This is a genomic window from Actinocrinis puniceicyclus, assembly GCF_018283645.1.
Lineage (GTDB): Bacteria > Actinomycetota > Actinomycetes > Streptomycetales > Catenulisporaceae > Actinocrinis > Actinocrinis puniceicyclus.
On the sequence record NZ_JAGSXH010000005.1, the window covers coordinates 79,509 to 94,819 of the forward strand.

General features: G+C 70.2%; 16 protein-coding genes. 5 read left to right on the forward strand and 11 right to left on the reverse strand.

The features are described 5' to 3' along the window. The first annotated feature begins 132 nt into the window (after positions 1 to 132). On the forward strand, positions 133 to 342 hold the full coding sequence (locus KGA66_RS02725) for a hypothetical protein (protein WP_211464107.1): 210 nt from the start codon (positions 133 to 135) through the stop codon (positions 340 to 342). A 135-nt stretch (positions 343 to 477) separates the two neighbouring features. After that, the gene (locus KGA66_RS02730) at positions 478 to 1,089 is read left to right on the forward strand and encodes a TMEM165/GDT1 family protein (protein WP_211464109.1); all 612 of its coding nucleotides are present in this window, start codon (positions 478 to 480) and stop codon (positions 1,087 to 1,089) included. 41 nt (positions 1,090 to 1,130) lie between these two features. Here KGA66_RS02730 and KGA66_RS30780 read toward each other — a convergent pair whose 3' ends face one another. The 6 genes from KGA66_RS30780 to KGA66_RS02760 form a co-directional block, all read right to left on the reverse strand. Beyond that, complete coding sequence (locus KGA66_RS30780) at positions 1,131 to 2,309, reverse strand: LCP family protein (RefSeq protein WP_211464111.1); 1,179 nt, start codon at positions 2,307 to 2,309, stop codon at positions 1,131 to 1,133. 147 nt (positions 2,310 to 2,456) lie between these two features. Beyond that, positions 2,457 to 2,810: a cytidine deaminase-like protein gene (locus KGA66_RS02740; RefSeq protein ID WP_211464113.1), complete on the reverse strand. Its 354-nt coding sequence runs from the start codon at positions 2,808 to 2,810 to the stop codon at positions 2,457 to 2,459. Positions 2,811 to 2,941: 131 nt separating this feature from the next. After that, positions 2,942 to 4,381 carry a hemolysin family protein gene (locus KGA66_RS02745; protein ID WP_211464115.1) on the reverse strand — a complete coding sequence of 480 codons (1,440 nt, stop codon included), beginning with the start codon at positions 4,379 to 4,381 and terminating at the stop codon, positions 2,942 to 2,944. 3 nt (positions 4,382 to 4,384) lie between these two features. Then, on the reverse strand, positions 4,385 to 4,864 hold the full coding sequence (gene ybeY / locus KGA66_RS02750; RefSeq protein ID WP_211464123.1) for an rRNA maturation RNase YbeY: 480 nt from the start codon (positions 4,862 to 4,864) through the stop codon (positions 4,385 to 4,387). Between the two features lie 8 nt (positions 4,865 to 4,872). After that, positions 4,873 to 5,880 carry a PhoH family protein gene (locus tag KGA66_RS02755; protein WP_369015798.1) on the reverse strand — a complete coding sequence of 336 codons (1,008 nt, stop codon included), beginning with the start codon at positions 5,878 to 5,880 and terminating at the stop codon, positions 4,873 to 4,875. Between the two features lie 282 nt (positions 5,881 to 6,162). Next, positions 6,163 to 6,558 carry a histidine triad nucleotide-binding protein gene (locus KGA66_RS02760; protein WP_211464133.1) on the reverse strand — a complete coding sequence of 132 codons (396 nt, stop codon included), beginning with the start codon at positions 6,556 to 6,558 and terminating at the stop codon, positions 6,163 to 6,165. A 201-nt stretch (positions 6,559 to 6,759) separates the two neighbouring features. Between KGA66_RS02760 and KGA66_RS02765 the strand changes: the two genes are divergently transcribed. Continuing rightward, positions 6,760 to 7,263, forward strand: a complete 504-nt coding sequence (locus KGA66_RS02765; RefSeq protein ID WP_211464134.1) for a hypothetical protein — start codon at positions 6,760 to 6,762, stop codon at positions 7,261 to 7,263. 30 nt (positions 7,264 to 7,293) lie between these two features. Here the strand turns inward: KGA66_RS02765 and KGA66_RS02770 are convergent, their stop codons facing one another. The 3 genes from KGA66_RS02770 to hrcA all read right to left on the reverse strand — a co-directional run bounded on the left by KGA66_RS02770 (position 7,294) and on the right by hrcA (position 10,421). After that, positions 7,294 to 8,103, reverse strand: coding sequence for a 16S rRNA (uracil(1498)-N(3))-methyltransferase (locus KGA66_RS02770; RefSeq protein WP_211464136.1), 810 nt, complete (start codon positions 8,101 to 8,103; stop codon positions 7,294 to 7,296). 39 nt (positions 8,104 to 8,142) lie between these two features. Next, positions 8,143 to 9,276 carry a molecular chaperone DnaJ gene (gene dnaJ, locus KGA66_RS02775; protein ID WP_211464138.1) on the reverse strand — a complete coding sequence of 378 codons (1,134 nt, stop codon included), beginning with the start codon at positions 9,274 to 9,276 and terminating at the stop codon, positions 8,143 to 8,145. Between the two features lie 131 nt (positions 9,277 to 9,407). Beyond that, the gene (gene hrcA, locus KGA66_RS02780; protein WP_246506938.1) at positions 9,408 to 10,421 is read right to left on the reverse strand and encodes a heat-inducible transcriptional repressor HrcA; all 1,014 of its coding nucleotides are present in this window, start codon (positions 10,419 to 10,421) and stop codon (positions 9,408 to 9,410) included. A gap of 234 nt (positions 10,422 to 10,655) precedes the next feature. Between hrcA and KGA66_RS02785 the strand changes: the two genes are divergently transcribed. Both KGA66_RS02785 and KGA66_RS30785 read left to right on the forward strand, forming a co-directional pair. Then, positions 10,656 to 11,531 carry a DUF3097 domain-containing protein gene (locus KGA66_RS02785; protein ID WP_312886710.1) on the forward strand — a complete coding sequence of 292 codons (876 nt, stop codon included), beginning with the start codon at positions 10,656 to 10,658 and terminating at the stop codon, positions 11,529 to 11,531. Continuing rightward, on the forward strand, positions 11,528 to 11,887 hold the full coding sequence (locus tag KGA66_RS30785) for a nuclear transport factor 2 family protein (RefSeq protein ID WP_211464139.1): 360 nt from the start codon (positions 11,528 to 11,530) through the stop codon (positions 11,885 to 11,887). Before KGA66_RS02785 ends, KGA66_RS30785 begins: the two co-directional genes overlap by 4 nt. Positions 11,888 to 11,934: 47 nt before the next feature. Here KGA66_RS30785 and hemW read toward each other — a convergent pair whose 3' ends face one another. Both hemW and lepA read right to left on the reverse strand, forming a co-directional pair. Then, complete coding sequence (gene hemW, locus KGA66_RS02795; protein WP_211464140.1) at positions 11,935 to 13,155, reverse strand: radical SAM family heme chaperone HemW; 1,221 nt, start codon at positions 13,153 to 13,155, stop codon at positions 11,935 to 11,937. A gap of 27 nt (positions 13,156 to 13,182) precedes the next feature. Continuing rightward, entirely contained in the window at positions 13,183 to 15,045 is a 1,863-nt protein-coding gene (gene lepA / locus KGA66_RS02800; RefSeq protein ID WP_246506919.1) for a translation elongation factor 4, read from the reverse strand. Between the last annotated feature and the right edge of the window lie 266 nt (positions 15,046 to 15,311).

The window sequence follows — 15,311 nt, forward strand, 5'->3', positions numbered from 1 at the left end:
GAGCGCTGAATTGAATAGACATCGCCGCATCGCCGCACCGATGCGGCGATGGTCATTTCACGGGCGATCGGCCATCCGGGTGAGGCGCCCCCGCCCCTTCCCGCCGAGCCGGTGCTGCCTTACGCTCGGCGCATGCCGACCAAGCCCGCCACGCACGACGCCGAACGTCCGCGCGTCCTCACCCGCTCGACGGTGCTGCCCGCCTTGGGCATCGGCCTGATCGCGGCGTTCCTCGCGGGCCAGGAGCATGCCGCGTTCCCGGTCGGCGTCATCGTCGGCCTCGTCGTGGCAGGCACCGTCATCGGCATGATCGCGTTCAAACGCGCCTTCTACGGCGACTGATCGGGGCCCGGCGGGCCCGGCACTGTCAACCGCCTAAACTGGTCGCGGACAAAGCCCGCCGAGCGAGGTAGCCCGACCAGTGAACCTACCGTCACGGTGCCGCACGAACCGGCCCGCCCCGATGAACTGCGTTTCATGAACGCGGCCGTCATCGCGACCACCTTCGGTGTCGTCTTCCTCGCCGAACTGCCCGACAAGACCGCGTTGGCCAGCCTCGTGCTGGCGACCAAGTACCGCGCCCGGGACGTGTTCCTCGGCGCCAGCAGCGGGTTCGCCGTCCAGGTCGTCATCGCGCTGGCCGCCGGGAAGCTGCTTTCCCTGTTGCCGCACCGGGTCCTGGAAGCCGTCGTGGCCGGGCTGTTCCTGCTCGGCGCGGTCCTGATCTACCGGCACGCCGACCAGGAGGAGGAAGATCAGCGCGAGGCGCAGGAGGCCGCCGAGGCCGCCGGCCCCGTCAGCGGAAACGGCAACGGCACGCGGCGCGCGATCCTCACCAGTTTCACCGTGATCACGGTCGCGGAGTTCGGCGACCTGACCCAGATCGTCACCGCGAACCTTGCCGCGAAGTACGACTGGCTGCAGGTCGGCATCGGCGCGCTCGTGGCGCTGTGGACGGTCGCCGCGCTCGCGATCCTCGGCGGCCAGGCGCTGCTGCGCGTCGTCTCACTCAGGCTGATCACCCGGATCGCCGCGCTGGCCATGGCGTCACTCGCGGTGGTGTCGCTGATCGCGGCGATCCGCGGCTAGTGTCCCGCGGCTAGTGCATGGCTAGAGCTGAGCGCTGCGCCCTAACCGATGGTGTTCAGCAGTCCGGAAGGGATCGCGGCGTCCTGGTTCACCGCGCCGAACAACCGCTTCGCCTTCGTCGAATCCCACAGCACGGTCGAGCCGATACCCGAGACCTGGTAACCCTCGTTCTTGATCGGCACGGTGCCGACCACGCCCTTCCCGCCGGTGATCGGGCGCACCTTGCGGGCCATGCCCACCAGGTCGGACAGGCCCGAACCGTTGTCCACCGCGACCGAGCCGAGCGCCGAGTCCAGGAACGGGTACAGGGTGAACGGATTGAACTCGACGCCCGGCCGCAGCGCCGATTTGGCCAGCGCGGCCACGAATTTCTGCTGGTTCGCCATCCGGCTGATGTCGGAGTTGGCCAGCGAGTAGCGGGTGCGGATCAGCGCGAGCGACTGGGTGCCGTCGAGGGTCTGGCAGCCGGCCGGCAGGTCCGCACCCGAATGGCTGTCCTTGACCGGCGCGTCCAGGCACAGGTTCACGCCGCCGACGGCGTTGACCACGTTCACCACGCCGAGGAAACCGATCTCCAGGTAGTGGTTCACTCGCACTCCGGTGGCCGTTTCCACGGTCTTGGCCAACAGCGGCGCGCCGCCGAGGTCGTAAGCGGCGTTGATCTTGTTCCTGCTCGCGCCGTGGCTCTTGCCGGAGGAGTCCGTGTAGGCCGGGATCGTGACGTACGAGTCCCGCGGGATCGAGATCAGCTCGGGGGCGCCGGAACCGTAGTGCAGCAGCATGATCGTGTCGGTGCGCTGGCCCTGGTCCGAACCCACGTGTAGCTGGCTCTTCTGCGCCGCAGTCAGGTTCGAACGACTGTCCGAACCCACGACCAGCCAGTTCGTGCCCGCGCCCGGGGCCGGACGGCCGTCGTAGTCGGACAGCGCGGCAACCTTCGTCAGCTTGGCCGAGGCCCACAGCCAGGTACCGACCGCGCTGCCGAGCACGACCAGCAGGAGCGCCAGCAGCACGAGCACGACGGTGCGGCCGCGGCGGCGCCGCCGCCCGCCCGCGCGCCCGGCCTTCGGCGGCCGCGCGCTTTTCCCGCCCCGCCCATAGGTCGAGACGGACGGACCCAGCGGATCGCGCGCCGGGCCGTCCGCTGTGGCCTGTCCGGGGTCGAACTCCGGCCGCCGTGCGCCGGCTCCGTAGTACCGGTCTGAACCGTCACCGCTCACCGTGCCACCGTACGACAACCCACACGGCCGCAGGCCGCTGCCGCGCTCGGTTCGGCACTTTCGTGCAGAACTGTCGAGATTCCGCGACACGCCCGTCGATCGGTAACCGGGCGAAACGGATGTTCCGACGCCACCTTCTCAAGCCCGCTAAGCCCGCGCGACGACCGTGCCGTCCGCGGCCGCCAGGAACACCGCGCCGACGCTCAGGTCCCGCGCCGGCGCGAGATCGGCCTCGGCCAGCGTTCCCGACTCGGACACGATCGCGGCGGCCTCAAGGCGCTCGGCGCCGGAACCGACCGCCGTCGCCACCGCCGCTTGAAGCGCGGACAGCTTGAGCGAAGGCAGCGCCACAGTGACAGCCACGTACGTGCGGCCGGTGGCGTCCCGCACGGCCGCGCCTTCCGGGGCCCGGTTGCGGGCACGCGCGGAACGGGCCAGCGTGATGATCTTCGCATCCTCGGGGTCGAGTTCGGCGGCTGCGGCGGACGGCTCGGCGGTCATCGGATCCTCAGACTAGTAAGGCGGTACCTGTCAGGCAGTACCCGTCAGGCGGTATCTGGTTCGTCGGCTCGGTTCGTCGGCACAGCTCGGTTCGTATCGCCCGATGCACACGGGCACGCGCGGCACCGCGATCAGGAGGCTGCGACGCCTTGGCCGGCCGGGGGCCCCTCGTCCTGCTGACCTTTCGATCGCGCATCAGTGCCCTGCCCGCCCTGTCCACCCTGCTCGCCGGTGTCGCGCGCGCCGGTGCCGCCGGACGCCGTCTCGGCACCTTCGTCCTGCGAGCGCGCAACCGCCTGTACCAGGACCGTTCCGATCCTGCGGCGGCGCCCCTCGGTGGACTCGGCGGTGAAGGTCAATCCGTCGATGCGGACCGTGGCTCCGGGAATCGGCACCTTGCCGAGCCGTTTGCCCAGCAGACCGCCGACCGTCTCGACGTCCTCGTCCTCCAGGTCGCGGTGGAACAGTTCGCCGAGCTCGTCCAGGCCCAGCCGCGCCGAGACCCGGGCCCCGCGGTCCAGATCGCCCGGCTCGGCCAACCATTCCACCAGCGCCCTGCCCTGGTCGTACTCGTCGGCGATCTCTCCGACGATCTCCTCCAGGATGTCCTCGATGGTGACCAGCCCCGCCGTGCCGCCGTACTCGTCGATCACGATCGCCAGGTGGATGCGCTGCGCCTGCATGTCCCGCAGCAGTTCGTCGGCGTGCTTGGAGTCGGGCACGTAGGTGGGCGCCCGCATCACACTCTCCACCGGCTCGTCCATCGCGTCGCCGTCCTCGCCGGACTCATGCATCCGGCGCACCAGGTCCTTGAGATACACGATGCCGACCACGTCGTCGGCGTCCTGCCCGGTCACCGGAATCCGGGAGAAGCCGCTGCGCAGCGCCAGGCTCAACGCCTGCCGCAGGGTCTTGCCGCGCTCGATGAACAGCATGTCCGTGCGCGGGACCATGACCTCCTTGACCAGCGTGTCGCCGAGCTCGAAGACGGAGTGCACCATGCGCCGCTCGGCGGCCTCGATCTCGCTGTTCTGCTCCGCGATGTCGACCAGCGCGCGCAACTCCGCCTCGGTGGCGAACGGCCCCTCCCGGAAGCCCTTACCCGGAGTCAGCGCGTTGCCGAGCACGATCAGCGCCTGCGGCAGCGGGCCGAGAATGCGCCCGAGCGGCAGCAGCACGGCCGCCCCGGCCACCGCGATCCGCGGCGCATGCTGACGACCCAGCGTGCGCGGCGTGACGCCGATCGCGACATAGGAGACCACGGCCATGATCGCGACCGACAGCGCCCCGGTGCCGAAGGTCAGGCCCCAGCGGTGCGCGCACACCATGGTGACCATCACCGCCGCGGCCATCTCGCCGACCACTCGGATCAGCAGCACCAGGTTGACGTACCTGGCCGGGTCCGCGGTCAGCCTGACCAGTCGCGCCGCGCCCGGCTCACCCCGGTCGAGCAGTTCCGCCGCGCGCACCCGGGAGATGCGCGCGAGTGCTGCCTCCACGCCCGCGGCCAGCCCCGCGACCAGCACCGAGACCGCCGCGCCGACCAGGAGCCACGCTATCGTCGCGGTCACGGCTCAGCGCCCGCGCCGCTCGTCGGCGCCGCGTTTGCGCCAGCGGTCCAGCAGTTCCTGCTGGAGTCCGAACATCTCGGCCTTCTCGTCCGGCTCGCCGTGGTCGTAACCGAGCAGGTGCAGGATGCCGTGCGTGGTGAGCAGATGCAGTTCGTCCGCCATCGAATGGCCGGCCGCCTCGCCCTGCTTGGCGGCCACCTCCGGGCACAGCACCACGTCCCCGAGCAGCCCCGGGGACGGCTCGTTGTCGTCCTCGGCGCGCGAGGGGCGCAACTCGTCCATCGGGAAGGACAGCACGTCGGTCGGCCCCGGCTCGTCCATCCACTGGATGTGCAGCTGTTCCATCGCGGCGGTGTCGACCAGCAGGATCGACAGCTCGGCCAGCGGGTGGATTCCCATCTGGTCGAGCACGTGCCGGGCGAGCGCGACGATGGCCGCCTCGTCCACGGCCACACCCGACTCGTTGTTGATATCGATCGACATGGCGGGAATCATCCCACCGCGCGGGTGCGCGGTGCGGCGCGCCGCTGCGCCCGGTTCATCGGAGCGATGCCCGCCTGCTCGCGCTCCTGCCGGGCCGCGTCGTAGCGCCCGTAGGCGTCCACGATCTCGCCGACCAGCCGGTGACGCACCACGTCGGTGCTGGTCAGCCGGGAGAAGTGGATGTCTTCCACGCCCTCCAGGATGTCCTGGACCACGCGCAACCCGGAGTCGGTGCCACCGGGCAGGTCAACCTGCGTGACGTCGCCGGTGACGACCACCTTGGAGCCGAACCCGAGCCTGGTCAGGAACATCTTCATCTGCTCGGCGGAGGTGTTCTGCGCTTCGTCCAGGATGATGAACGCGTCGTTGAGCGTCCTGCCACGCATGTACGCGAGGGGAGCCACCTCGATCGTCCCGGCGGCCATCAGGCGCGGGATCGAGTCCGGGTCGATCATGTCGTGCAGCGCGTCGTAGAGCGGGCGCAGGTACGGGTCGATCTTCTCGTACAGGGTGCCGGGCAGGAAGCCGAGCCGCTCGCCCGCCTCGACCGCGGGCCGGGTCAGGATGATCCGGTTGACGTCCTTGGCCTGGAGCGCCTGCACGGCCTTGGCCATCGCGAGGTAGGTCTTGCCGGTGCCGGCCGGGCCGATGCCGAAGACGATCGTGTACTTGTCGATCGCGTCGACGTACCGCTTCTGGTTCACGGTCTTCGGCCGGATGGTGCGGCCCCGGTTGGACAGGATGTTCTGGGTCAGCACCTCGGCGGGCCGTTCGCCGGCCTCGCCGCTGCGGGCGGAGCGCAGGATCGCGATCGAGCGCTGCACCGCGTCCTCGGTCAGCGGCGCGCCGGTGCGCAGGACCAGCAGCATCTCGCTGAACAGCTGCTCGGCCAGCTCCACGTCCTCGCGCGGGCCGGACGCGGTGATCTCGTTGCCGCGGGCGTGCAGGTCGAGACCGGGCAACTGTTCCTCGATGACGCGCAGGATGCTGTCGCCGGTGCCCAGCACGGCCACCATGGGATGCGCCGCCGGGATCGTGATCTTCGTCTGGGCGAGGGTCGCGGCGGCCTCGGGCTCAGCGGAGGGCGAGGCGGGCGCGGCAGTCGCGGGTGCGCCCTTGCGGGTGCGCGCGCGGGATGGGGAAGCGGTACGTGACCGGTTCGGCTGCTCACTCATAGGCTGGCCGCAGGGGCCTTCGAATCATTCCTTCACTCGACGTCGACGATGGACGCTAACCATCGTATCGAGCACGAACGTCTGGTTCACTGCCCATTATTTCCCGGCCGGCCGCCGGCCCGCTCAGCCAAGGCCCGCGCGGCCGAAGTGCCCGAGTGCGTCGCCGCCGAGAACGTGCAGATGAACGTGGTAGACCGTCTGTCCCGCGGCGTCGCCGGTGTTGAACACGAAACGGTAGCCGGGCCGGATCTCGTTGTCCGCCAGCCCCTCCTGGCGGGCCACCTCGGCGCCCTCGGCGAGCAGCCGCGCGGCCAGGTCCGGATTCTCGGCGGCCAGTTGCGCGACGTCGCGGTAGCCGTGCCGCTTCGGGATCACCAGCACGTGGGTCGGCGCCTGCGGCGCGATGTCGCGGAACGCCAGGAAGTCGGCGCTGTCGCGCACCACTGTCGCGGAGATCTGCCCCGCCACGATCCGGCAGAACAGGCAGCTGTCGTCGTAGGCCGCTTCCACGCTTTTCATACCACCCTCAGAAACTGTCGCGGCGGAGCTCGATTCGCTCATTTCGGTGATCGCGATTCGTGCGAACGAGTCGATTCCGTACGGTCGCACTGATCTTAGAGGCTTTAGTGCGCCGGACGGTGTGTACCGTTTCCGGATCGCCACCATGATCGCAAGCGGGCATCGGATCCGGTCCCCGCGCCCAGGGAAAGCCACCCGCCCATGAATCGCTTCGCAGCGCACGTTGTCGTCACCGCCGCGCTCATCCTCACGCTCGCCGCGGCGCCGGCCGCGATGGCCGGGCCGACCGCCGCGGCGCCGGGGAGCCGGTCCGCCTCGACGGCCGCTCCCGAGGCTGCCGCGCTGGTCCCGATCCCGTGCCCGGATGCGCGCCAAGTCGGTGCGACGTCCTATGCGCGCCGGCACGGCCTGATCGCGTTCTCGGTGAAGCAGTTCTACTCGCCCACCTGCCACAGCGTGTACGCCTACGCATACCCATGGCTCCAGTTCCGGGAGCTCAAGCAGCGCTACGGCGTGGGTTTGGCGGTCTTCGACGCCGCCCACGACGCGATCAACGGCGCGCGCAGCTTCGTCGCGGCCGCGGGCGACCGGGGCTTCTGGTCGGCGCCGTACGTGCCGCCTGCCGGGGCCTGCACGCAGGGCCTGGTGCACATCTTCTTCACCGACACCGAGACGGACACCCTCACCCGCGAGCACTGCTGGTAGTGCGCGCCGACCAGTGGTCTACGCCGACTCCTATGCCGGCTGGTTCTGTGTTAACTGGTGCTGTGCTGACTGGTGCTGTGCTGACTGGTTCTGCGCCGACCAGCGGCCGCTGCGCGCGAGCAGCACTGCGACGGCGGCGGCCCCGGCCGTCGAGGTGCGTAGAACGGTCGGCCCCATGCGGTAGGCAGCCGCGCCCGCCTCGCCGAAGACGCGCAGCTCATCCGGGGAGATCCCGCCCTCGGGCCCGACGACCAGTACGATGTCGCCCGTCCGGGTGGGCTCGAGATCGGCCAGAGAGGATCGCGCGTCTTCGTGCAGCACGGCCGCCAGGCTCGCGCCGGCCAGCAGCTCGACCACCCGCGCGGTGCTCGCCGGTTCAGTCACCTCGGGCCACCAGACCCGGCGGGACTGCTTGCCCGCCTCCGCGGCGGTCGAGCGCCACTTGGCCAGCGCCTTCTCGCCCCGCTCGGCGCGCCACTGCACGATCGAACGGGACGCCGGCCACGGCACGATCACATCCACGCCGAGCTCGGTCATCAGCTCGACCGCCAGCTCGCCGCGCTCCCCCTTCGCCAGTGCCTGCACGACGGTGATGCGCGGCTGGGGACCGGGCAGGCTGCGCTGCTCCAGCACTTCCAGGTCGAGTGCCGGATCACCGGGTCCACCGGCCGCGCGCACCACGCACTCGGCCAGCCGTCCGGCGCCGTCGGTCAGATCGACCCGCTCGCCGGGGCGCAGCCTGCGCACCAGCGCGGCGTGGCGCCCCTCCGGGCCGTCGAGCCGGATCGCCGCGCCGGACAGTCTGGCCGTCTCGACGCGGAACACGGGAACAGTCGTCATCGAGAGCTCGCGATCCGCTCGTCGTCCGGTTTCTCGCGGTCAGCCGTTGTTGATCGCGTCCTTGAGCCGGGAGAACAGGCCCTGCTTGCCCGGGGCGAAGGTGCCCGAGGGACGTTCCTCGCCACGCAGCCGGGCGAGCTTGCGCATCAGCTCCTCCTGCTCCGCGTCGAGGTTCTTCGGAGTCTGCACCTCCACGTGCACCACCAGGTCTCCCCGGCTCGTGCCGCGCAGGTGCTGGATGCCGCGGGCACGCAGGGTGATCGCCTGACCGGACTGGGTTCCGGGCCGGATGTCCAGGTCCACCGAGCCGTCCAGGGTCTCCAGCGGGATCTTCGTGCCCAGCGACGCCGCCGTCATCGGCATGGTGACCGTGCAGTGCAGGTCGTCGCCGCGGCGCTGGAAGATCGGGTGCGGCTCCTCGACGATCTCGATGTACAGGTCGCCGGCCGGGCCCGCGCCCGGCCCGACCTCGCCCTCCCCGGCCAGCTGGATCCGGGTGCCGTTGTCCACGCCCGGCGGGATCTTCACCGTCAGGGTCCTGCGAGTACGCACCCGCCCGTCGCCCGCGCACTCGACGCAGGGCGTGGGCACGACCGTGCCATAGCCCTGGCACTGCGGGCACGGCCGCGAGGTCATCACCTGGCCCAGGAACGACCGGGTGACCTGGGAGACCTCGCCGCGCCCGCGGCACATGTCGCAGGTGACCGGCGAGGTGCCCGGCGCCGCGCCGTCGCCGGCGCACGTCGGGCAGACCACGGCCGTGTCGACCTGGATGTCGCGCTGCGCGCCGAAGGCCGCCTCGCTCAGGTCTATCTCGACCCGGATCAGCGCGTCCTGGCCCCGGCGCACCCGGGAGCGCGGCCCGCGCGAGGCCCCGCCGCCGAAGAACGCGTCCATGATGTCGCTGAACGCGAACCCGGCGCCGAAGCCGCCCGGCCCGCCCGGCGAGGCGGAGGCGCGGGTCGGGTCGCCGCCCAGGTCGTAGACCTGGCGCTTCTGCGCGTCGGAGAGGACCTCGTACGCCAGTCCGATCTCCTTGAACCGCTCCTGGGTCTCTGGATCCGGGTTGACGTCCGGATGCAGTTCGCGGGCGAGACGGCGGTACGCCTTCTTGATCTCCTCCTGGGTGGCGTCACGCCGTACCCCCAGGACCGCGTAGTAGTCGGTCGCCACGTGTGTAAACTCCAGCCGGATCGGACACTGCCTGCGTTATGCGTCTGTGCCTGTTGTAGTGCTCTGTTTACCAGTTTCCTTGACCGCTGAACGCCGGGGACGAGCGTCGTGACGCGAAGCGGCCGATCAGGCTACGCCTGATCAAGGATCCTCCCCACGTAACGTGCAACGGCCGACACCGCCCCCATAGTGCCCGGATAATCCATCCGCGTCGGGCCGAGCACCCCGAGTTGCGCGACCGTGTCACCGTCGCGGCCATAACCGCTGGTGACGACGGAGGTGGACGAAAGACCCTCATACCCTGTCTCATGCCCGATACGCACCGTGAGCGTGGACGGCCCGGTCGTCTCGCCGAGCAGCTTGAGCAGCACCATCTGCTCCTCCAGCGCTTCGAGCACCGGACCGATGGTGTCGGGGAAGTCCTGGCGGAACCGGGCGAGGTTGGCGGTGCCGCCGAGCACGACCCGCTCCTCGCGCTGCTCCACGATGACCTCCAGCAGCGCGGCGACCAGCGCGTCCACGGCCGGGCGGTCCTCGTGCACGAACTGCTCCGCGAAGTCCTCCACCCGGCCCGGTACGTCGGCCAGCCGGTGCCCGACGATCAGCGCGTTGAGCCGGGCGCGCAGGTCGGCCAGGGTCGACTCGCCCAGCGGGATCGTCTCCACGAAGCGCTGCTCGACCCGGCCGGTGTCGGTGATCAGCACCAGCATGACACGGCTCGGCGTGATCGCGACCAGTTCGACGTGCCGCACCGCGGAGCGCGACAGCGACGGGTATTGCACGACCGCGACCTGCCGTGTGATCTGCGCGAGCAGCCGCACCGTCCGGTAGACCACGTCGTCCAGGTCGACGGCGCCGCCGAGGAAGGCGTGGATCGCGTTGCGTTCCGCGGAAGAGAGCGGCTTGACGCTGGAGAGGCGGTCCACGAACAGGCGGTATCCCTTGTCCGTGGGCACGCGGCCGGCGCTGGTGTGGGGCTGGTGGATGTAGCCGTCCTCCTCCAGCGCGGCCATGTCGTTGCGTATGGTCGCCGGAGAGACTCCCAGGTTGTGCCGTTCCACCAGGGCCTTCGAGCCGACCGGCTCCTGGGTGGAGACGTAGTCCTGCACGATCGCGCGCAGCACTTCCAGGCGCCTGCGGTCCAGTCGAGCGTCCTCGCCCCTGGAATCGCCCGGCCATGTCTCGCCCGGCCTGGGCTCCTCGCGCACGTCCACCACCTCCCGCTCCTGTAGCGGCCTGATCACCGAGCGCTCCTGGCACTCAATGACCGCGAGTGCCAATGGCGGCTAGTACAGTGTACGGCGCGGCACCGGGCTCAGTCTTCAAGCAGGGGCTGCCGATCTGCCGCCCGGGGCCGGCCGCACGCTAGCCTCGACCGGGTGAACCCAGGATTCGGTCCCGGCGGCCGTGACCCGCGGGCCCGGCATTACGGGCCGCACGATCTGTCTGCGCCCGCACGCACCGCGCTTCCACAGGTCGAGGCGGCGGCCGAGCTGGTGGTCGAGGAGGTGACCACCGGCTTCTGCGGCGCGGTGGTGCGGGTCGAGAAGACGCCCGGCGGGTTCACCGTCACGTTGGAGGACCGTTTCCGCAAGCACCGGGTCTTCCCGCTCGGCCCGGGTTTCCTGGTGGACGGCGAGCCGGTCGTGTTGGTGCGGCCCCGGCCGAAGGCCGGGCAGGCGGGCCAGGAGCGCACGGCGTCCGGTTCCCGGGCGGTGGCCGGGTTGCGGGCGCGGGTGGCGCGCGAGGGCCGCATCTACGTCGAGGGCAAGCATGACGCGGAACTGGTCGAACGGGTCTGGGGCGACGATCTGCGCGTCGAAGGCGTCGTGGTCGAGCTGCTCGACGGCGTGGACTTCCTGCCGGGCATCATCGAGGAGTTCCGGCCCGGTGCCGGCCGGCGGCTCGGCGTGCTGGTGGACCACATGGTCGCCGGCTCGAAGGAGACCCGGATCGCGCGCGAGGCGCAGGAGGGCCGCGAAGAGAGCGTTCTGGTGCTCGGCCACCCTTACGTGGACATCTGGCAGGCCGTGAAACCTGCCGTGCTCGGCTTCGAGGCGTGGCCGAGGGTGCCTCGCACCGAGGAGTGGAAACGAGGGGTCTGCGAGCGCCTGCGCCGCAAGGACCCGTCCTGGCCGCTCGACCCGCGGCGGGCGTGGCCCCGCATCCTCGGCGCGGTGACCTCCTACAAGGACCTGGAGCCTACTCTGCTCGGCAGGGTCGAGGCGCTGATCGACTTCGTCACCGCGCCGTGACGGGCAAGGATCCCGCCGAGGTGATCGGGCGGCACATCGCGGCTTTCAACGCTGGCGACGTCGAGGCGTTGATCTCAGGCTTCACCGAGGACGCGGTCTGGGTCACCGGCACCACCATCGTGCGCGGGCGCGCCGAGCTGACTGAGCTCTTCGCCGCCGCCATCGCCGGCCTGCGGCCCACCCTCGTGGTGGTGCAAGTCATCACCGCGAACGACCGGGTCGCCTGCGAACTGACCGAGACACTGACCGCTTCGGACGGCCCGCACTCGTTCCGGATCGCGGGGTTCTACCGGCTGCGCGACGGCAGGATCGCCTCCGCCAGGATCTACCGCGAGGGCAGCGCCGAGATCGACTAGTCAGCGGAAAGGCGGGGAATGCCGCGGCGTTCGCGCTGCGCGGCGGCTCAGTCGGTGAAGTCGCGCACCAGGGCGTCCGCGAGCAGCCGGCCGCGCAGCGTCAGCACCGCGTGGCCGTCCGCGAACGGCAGGGGTTCCAGCAGCCGCTGCTGCATCGCGCGGCCGGCGGCAGCGCGGCCCTGCCGGGAAAGCAGCGCGAGGTCGAGGCCGTCGCTGAGCCGCAGTTCCAGCAGGATCCGCTCGACCCGCCGGTCCGCCGCGTTCAACAGCTCCCGGGCGTGCCCCGGCGAGCGGCCCTCGGCGACGCGCTGCGCGTAGGCCGCCGGGTGCTTGACGTTCCACCAGCGCGTACCTGACACGTGGCTGTGCGCGCCGGGCCCGATGCCCCACCAGTCGGCGCCGCTCCAATACAGCAGGTTGTGGCGACAACGCGCGTCCTCGGACACCGCCCAGTTGGAAACCTCGTACCAGCTGTAGCCCGCCGCGGTCAGCAACTCGTCCGCGATCGTGTAGCGGTCGGCGTGTACGTCCTCGTCGATGTCAGGCAGCTCGCCGCGCCTTATCCGGGCCGCGAGGCGCGTTCCCTCCTCGACGATGAGGGAGTAGGCGGAGACGTGGTCCGGATAGACGGCGATGACCGCCTCCAGCGAAGCGCGCCAGTCGTCGTCGGTCTCGCCCGGCGTGCCGTAGATCAAGTCCAGGTTGACCTGCTCGAATCCCGCGTCGTAGGCCCAGCGCACGCACTGCTCCGGCCGGCCGCTCGTATGCCCGCGCTCCAGGACCTCGAGCACGTGCCTGCGCGCCGACTGCATGCCGAAGGAGATCCGGTTGAAACCGCCCTCGGCGAGTTCCACCAGGTACTTCTCGTCCACCGACTCCGGGTTCGCCTCCGTGGTGATCTCGGCCGCCGCGTCGAGCCCGAACTCGTCGCGGATCGCCTTGAGGATCGCCTTGAGCTCGCGCGCGGGCAGCAGCGTCGGCGTGCCGCCGCCGAAGAACACCGTCTCCACCGGCACGTAGCGGTCCCCGAGCACCCGCCGCGCCATCCGGATCTCCGCGATCGCGTTCTGTGCGTAAGACGCCTGGGACGCGCCGCCGCCGAGCTCCTTCGCCGTGTAGGTGTTGAAATCGCAGTAACCGCAGCGCGTCGCGCAGTACGGCACGTGCACGTAGAAGCCGAACGACCGCTCGCCGAACGCGGCGGCCGACGCCGCGGGCAGGGCGCCGTCGCCGGGAACCGGGATTCCGTCGGGTGCGGCTGAAGGCATGAGGCTATTGTCCGCCCTCGACCGGATCTACTTCTTCTTGGCGTCGGTCGGCGCGTCGGAGTCGGTGGACAGCGCGGCGATGAAGGCTTCCTGGGGCACCTCGACGCGGCCGACCATCTTCATCCGCTTCTTGCCCTCCTTCTGCTTCTCCAGCAGCTTGCGCTTGCGGGTGATGTCGCCGCCGTAGCACTTGGCGAGCACGTCCTTGCGCATCGCGCGCACCGTCTCGCGGGCGATCACGCGGGCGCCGATCGCGGCCTGGATCGGCACCTCGAACTGCTGACGCGGGATCAGCTCCTTGAGCCGCTCGGCCATCTTCACGCCGTAGTTGTAGGCCCGGTCCTTGTGCACGATCGAGGAGAACGCGTCCACCTTCTCGCCGTGCAGCAGGATGTCCACCTTCACCAGTTCGGCCTGCTGCTCGCCGGTCGCCTCGTAGTCGAGCGAGGCGTAGCCGCGGGTCTTGGACTTGAGCGCGTCGAAGAAGTCGAAGATGATCTCGCCGAGCGGCAGCGTGTAGCGCAACTCGACCCGGTCCTCGGACAGGTAGTCCATGCCGAGCAGGTTGCCGCGCCGGGACTGGCACAGTTCCATGATCGCGCCGATGTAGTCGGAGGGGGACAGCACGGTCGCGCGCACCATCGGCTCGTACACCTCGGCGATCTTGCCGTCCGAGGGGAACTCGCTCGGGTTGGTGACCGTGTACTCCTGGCCGTTCTCCATCACGACGCGGTACACCACGTTCGGCGCGGTGGCGATCAGGTCCAGATTGAACTCGCGCTCCAGCCGCTCCCGGATGATCTCCAGGTGCAGCAGGCCGAGGAACCCGACGCGGAAGCCGAAGCCCAGCGCGGCCGAGGTCTCCGGCTCGTAGACCAGCGCGGCGTCGTTGAGGCGCAGCTTGTCCAGCGCTTCGCGCAGGTCCGGGTAGTCCGAGCCGTCGATCGGGTAGAGCCCGGAGAACACCATCGGCTTGGGCTCCTTGTAGCCGCCCAGCGCGGTGGTGGCGCCCTTGTTCTGGGCGGTGATCGTGTCGCCGACCTTGGACTGGCGCACGTCCTTGACGCCGGTGATCAGATAACCCACCTCGCCGGCGCCGAGGCCGTCGGCGGGCGTCGGCTCGGGCGAGATGACGCCGATCTCCAGCAGTTCGTGCGTCGCGCCGGTCGACATCATCAGGATGCGTTCACGCTTGGACAGGTGACCGTCGACGACACGGACGTAGGTGACCACGCCGCGGTAGGAGTCGTAGACCGAGTCGAAGATCATCGCGCGGGCCTTGGTGCCGGGATCGCCGACCGGGGCCGGGATCGTGCGCACCACGTGGTCCAGCAGTTCGGGCACGCCCTGCCCGGTCTTGCCGGAGACCTTCAGCACCTCCTCGGGTGCGCAGCCGATCAGGCGCGCGAGCTCCGCGGCGTACTTCTCCGGCTGCGCGGCGGGCAGGTCGATCTTGTTGAGCACCGGGATGATCGTCAGATCGTTCTCAAGCGCCATGTACAGGTTCGCCAGGGTCTGCGCCTCGATTCCCTGCGCCGCGTCCACCAGCAGGATCGCGCCCTCACAAGCGGCCAGCGAGCGGGAGACCTCGTAGGTGAAGTCCACGTGCCCGGGCGTGTCGATCAGGTTGAGGATGTGCGTCGTGCTTCCCACCCGCCAGGGCAGCCGGACCGCCTGCGACTTGATGGTGATGCCGCGCTCGCGCTCGATGTCCATCCGGTCGAGGTACTGCGCGCGCATCTGCCGCTCGTCGACCACGCCCGTCAGCTGCAACATGCGGTCGGCCAAGGTGGATTTGCCATGGTCGATGTGCGCGATGATGCAGAAGTTCCGGATCAGCGCGGGGTCCGTGCGGGACGGCTGCGGCACGTTGGGCGGAAGCGAGGGCAACGAAGTAATTCCATTCGACTGGTGGGAACCGGCTCCATGGTCCCACGGACGCGGCCCGCGCAGCGACGGCGTCCCGGCGAAGTGCCAGCGGACGGCATGAGGGCCGTGCCATGCTGGAGCGCCGCGAAGCGGTGATCTCCCGCCCGGCCGCTCGTCCCGATCGCCGGAAGGCGCCTGAATGGTCCGGTTCGGCATCGGCGCGGCGCACTGCGTCAATCTCCTGACCGATTGAGCGCGGTTTCGGGGCAGCGCGCGACGGCTGCTAA

Excerpts from the sequence above, each read along its gene's own strand:
- KGA66_RS02725 (WP_211464107.1), top strand. The coding sequence starts at position 133 with ATGCCGACCAAGCCCGCCACGCACGACGCCGAACGTCCGCGCGTCCTC.
- KGA66_RS02730 (WP_211464109.1), top strand. The coding sequence starts at position 478 with ATGAACGCGGCCGTCATCGCGACCACCTTCGGTGTCGTCTTCCTCGCC.
- KGA66_RS02740 (WP_211464113.1), bottom strand. The coding sequence starts at position 2,810 with ATGACCGCCGAGCCGTCCGCCGCAGCCGCCGAACTCGACCCCGAGGAT.
- ybeY (WP_211464123.1), bottom strand. The coding sequence starts at position 4,864 with ATGTCGATCGATATCAACAACGAGTCGGGTGTGGCCGTGGACGAGGCG.
- KGA66_RS02755 (WP_369015798.1), bottom strand. The coding sequence starts at position 5,880 with ATGGTGGCCGTGCTGGGCACCGGCGACAGCATCCTGCGCGTCATCGAG.
- KGA66_RS02760 (WP_211464133.1), bottom strand. The coding sequence starts at position 6,558 with ATGAAAAGCGTGGAAGCGGCCTACGACGACAGCTGCCTGTTCTGCCGG.
- KGA66_RS02765 (WP_211464134.1), top strand. The coding sequence starts at position 6,760 with ATGAATCGCTTCGCAGCGCACGTTGTCGTCACCGCCGCGCTCATCCTC.
- KGA66_RS02770 (WP_211464136.1), bottom strand. The coding sequence starts at position 8,103 with ATGACGACTGTTCCCGTGTTCCGCGTCGAGACGGCCAGACTGTCCGGC.
- hemW (WP_211464140.1), bottom strand. The coding sequence starts at position 13,155 with ATGCCTTCAGCCGCACCCGACGGAATCCCGGTTCCCGGCGACGGCGCC.